General features: G+C 41.4%; 5 protein-coding genes. 2 read left to right on the plus strand and 3 right to left on the minus strand.

Translation table 11 applies throughout. The features are described from left to right. The 3 genes from ABLA76_RS18150 to ABLA76_RS18160 all read right to left on the minus strand — a co-directional run bounded on the left by ABLA76_RS18150 (position 1) and on the right by ABLA76_RS18160 (position 1494). Complete coding sequence (locus ABLA76_RS18150; RefSeq protein ID WP_348988978.1) at positions 1-162, minus strand: hypothetical protein; 162 nt, start codon at positions 160-162, stop codon at positions 1-3. Then, entirely contained in the window at positions 159-428 is a 270-nt protein-coding gene (locus ABLA76_RS18155) for a hypothetical protein (RefSeq protein WP_348988979.1), read from the minus strand. Before ABLA76_RS18155 ends, ABLA76_RS18150 begins: the two co-directional genes overlap by 4 nt. 454 nt (positions 429-882) lie before the next feature. Then, complete coding sequence (locus ABLA76_RS18160; RefSeq protein ID WP_348988980.1) at positions 883-1494, minus strand: helix-turn-helix domain-containing protein; 612 nt, start codon at positions 1492-1494, stop codon at positions 883-885. A gap of 305 nt (positions 1495-1799) precedes the next feature. Between ABLA76_RS18160 and ABLA76_RS18165 the strand changes: the two genes are divergently transcribed. Together ABLA76_RS18165 and ABLA76_RS18170 are read left to right on the plus strand one after the other, a co-directional pair. Beyond that, the gene (locus ABLA76_RS18165; protein WP_348988981.1) at positions 1800-2033 is read left to right on the plus strand and encodes a YdaS family helix-turn-helix protein; all 234 of its coding nucleotides are present in this window, start codon (positions 1800-1802) and stop codon (positions 2031-2033) included. An 84-nt stretch (positions 2034-2117) separates the two neighbouring features. Next, a complete protein-coding gene (locus tag ABLA76_RS18170) occupies positions 2118-2375 on the plus strand; it encodes a hypothetical protein (RefSeq protein WP_348988982.1) in 258 nt (85 codons plus the stop codon). Positions 2376-2393: the final 18 nt, after the last annotated feature.

Consider the following 2393-nt stretch of genomic DNA (forward strand, 5'->3'; position numbering starts at 1 on the left):
TCAGTTACGATTAACTATTTGCCCCATCCAGCCAAGGATTACATATGCAGGCGCTAATAACCTTTTTGCCTCTTCCCTGTCATTTGCCTGAGTCCTGACACAGGTAGGGCGCGTTTGTTCCATGTTGGAACGCTCAATGGCTGCGAAGATAAAAGTTTTCATGATTTATGTTCGCTTTTTTTGTGTATTAAATAATTTTTCAGTTCTTGATATTCATTAACAATATCCTGAGCTTGTTGGTTGGCTTCCTCATAAGAGGGAAATACATCAACTAAATACATATGTCGTCCATTTCTCTTATAGAGCGCATAACCATAACCTGTAAGTGCTTCTAAGTTGTAGTTAGGAACTGGTTCAGCGTGTCTTTGGCTTGCCATATAGGTAGTAAGTATATGGCTTTTAAATTCATCTTTATTTTTTATATCCATGAAGTCATTCCGGTTTTTGATTAATAATTTGACCAGCCCATGTTGTGATATACGCCTGACTGTATTCCTTTTGCCCGTTGATTATTTTCAGCAACGCATTTGCTTCAAGTTGGAACGCTCAATGGTTGCAAAGATAAAAGTATTCATTGGTACCCCTTTTTTTAATCCGTGGTGATTGTTCTTATCACTTTGTTGTAAATTACATTATCACTATAGTTCTACTTAGTCTATATCTAAAGTGATAAAAATTAATTTTTCTATTATGTTATTGAAATCAAATAAATTTACTTTGATGATAGATAAATGATTTTTTGTCTTGATAATTACAGGGATTTCAGTAAGATTTTAGGCACTGTATGTAAAAACAGTGCCTTAGAAGAAAGGGGGATGGTTTGGAGATGTTTCGAGTGAACCCAGGAGTCTATGCAAGGACGATTGAGGTCGAGGACGGGAATTATCGTCTTCGTTTCATTTCACGAAATAAATACACAATAACACCGATTATCTCAACATCGGGAGACACGGCTATCAATGGCACCCTGCTGTCGTCTACAGACAAGAAGTCCATAGAGCCACCTTGTACATAACGATAAACAGAGTAGTTATTTCCTATGCGCGCATACACTAAATCGTTATTGGCTGCTTTCTCCAATTTATCAACAACAATCAATGCTCCCGCTGGTGCCTCAGCGCAGCCAGTGTTTTGAGTGATTTTATAAGCTCGGCACGAATCAAGATGAGTTAGTGCTTCTGAAAGTGCAGGTACCATGAATGATTCATCTGTTTCGTGTTCTTCGTCATAGATCTTTACAGGCACTGAATGGTTAGAGTGCATAATAACCGCATTAGGGTCATTTGATGGATATTTATCTCCACTTCCATCACTAAGCCATTCGGGACGAACTCCAAGAACCTTTGCTATATCAACAAGCCTTCCTGTTTTTGCAGCCTTTCCAGAGATTAGCTTCCATATCATCGATTGAGCCATATCCGTCTCTTGTGCGAGAGCGGACTGCGTAAACCCTTTCTCTTTCATGGCTTCTTTTAATCTATCAGCAAGAGTCATAGTTACCTCATTAATGGTTCATCTCCGTATCTACGGGGAACACAGAGCAGAAACTTCCTTGTTTATCTTTGACTCTAGCTCAAGTTTCTCCTCCGTACCTACGGGGAATACGCTTTAAAAGCGCTGTTAATTCTAACTGTGCGTTGGTTATTCCCACCCCTGCGGGAAACACAGCATAGCTATCTTACTTAATTTACTTTTTCTCTAATTCTATCTCTAAAGTGATAGGTTTACAAATATACCTATAGTGATTGATTTATGTTTAAAGTGATAATATTATCACCATAGAGCTAATGGAGAGATAAATGAAAAACTTAGCAATAGAGAAAGTGATAAAAATCGCAGGCAGCCAAACAAAACTGGCCGAAGTTTTGGGGTGCAGGCAGTCATTGATTAGTTCATGGCTATACAGAAAAAAGCGGGTATCGGTCTCGTTGGTTCCTGACATTGTGATGTTTTCGAACGGCGCAGTCCAAGCCCACGAGCTACGCCCCGATCTGCCTAAAGTCTTCCCACCACCCGAGGTGACCCATGAATAACTTCCAGTCGATAGTGGTTTATGCACTGGCGTTCTTGACCCCTATTTGGGGTGTGTGGGTATGGTCTGTGGTGGGGTTTTCGTGATGTCGGCTTTTTCTGATTACACCAAAGTCACCATGCCATCGCTCTTTTACCCTGACGACGGCGCATGGATTCAGGAAATGCTGGCAAAACTGCGGGCAAGCACCCGGGCGAAGATCACCGCTAAGTATTCAGAAGTGTATCAGTCGGCATGGGACAACGAACCCGTTTCATACCGCAAAGACAATGCAGCCAGACGGGCGGCCAATATCCGGCTCAGGGAGTTCGTCGTGAAGTATGAGAGCGCGGCGCAGGGTTAAGGGGTTAATCAAAAATCA

Source organism: Xenorhabdus sp. SGI240, assembly GCF_040081915.1.
Classification (GTDB): domain Bacteria; phylum Pseudomonadota; class Gammaproteobacteria; order Enterobacterales; family Enterobacteriaceae; genus Xenorhabdus; species Xenorhabdus bakwenae.

Coding starts and splice junctions, on each gene's coding strand:
- ABLA76_RS18155 (WP_348988979.1), bottom strand. CDS start 428: ATGGATATAAAAAATAAAGATGAATTTAAAAGCCATATACTTACTACC.
- ABLA76_RS18160 (WP_348988980.1), bottom strand. CDS start 1,494: ATGACTCTTGCTGATAGATTAAAAGAAGCCATGAAAGAGAAAGGGTTT.
- ABLA76_RS18150 (WP_348988978.1), bottom strand. CDS start 162: ATGAAAACTTTTATCTTCGCAGCCATTGAGCGTTCCAACATGGAACAA.
- ABLA76_RS18170 (WP_348988982.1), top strand. CDS start 2,118: ATGTCGGCTTTTTCTGATTACACCAAAGTCACCATGCCATCGCTCTTT.
- ABLA76_RS18165 (WP_348988981.1), top strand. CDS start 1,800: ATGAAAAACTTAGCAATAGAGAAAGTGATAAAAATCGCAGGCAGCCAA.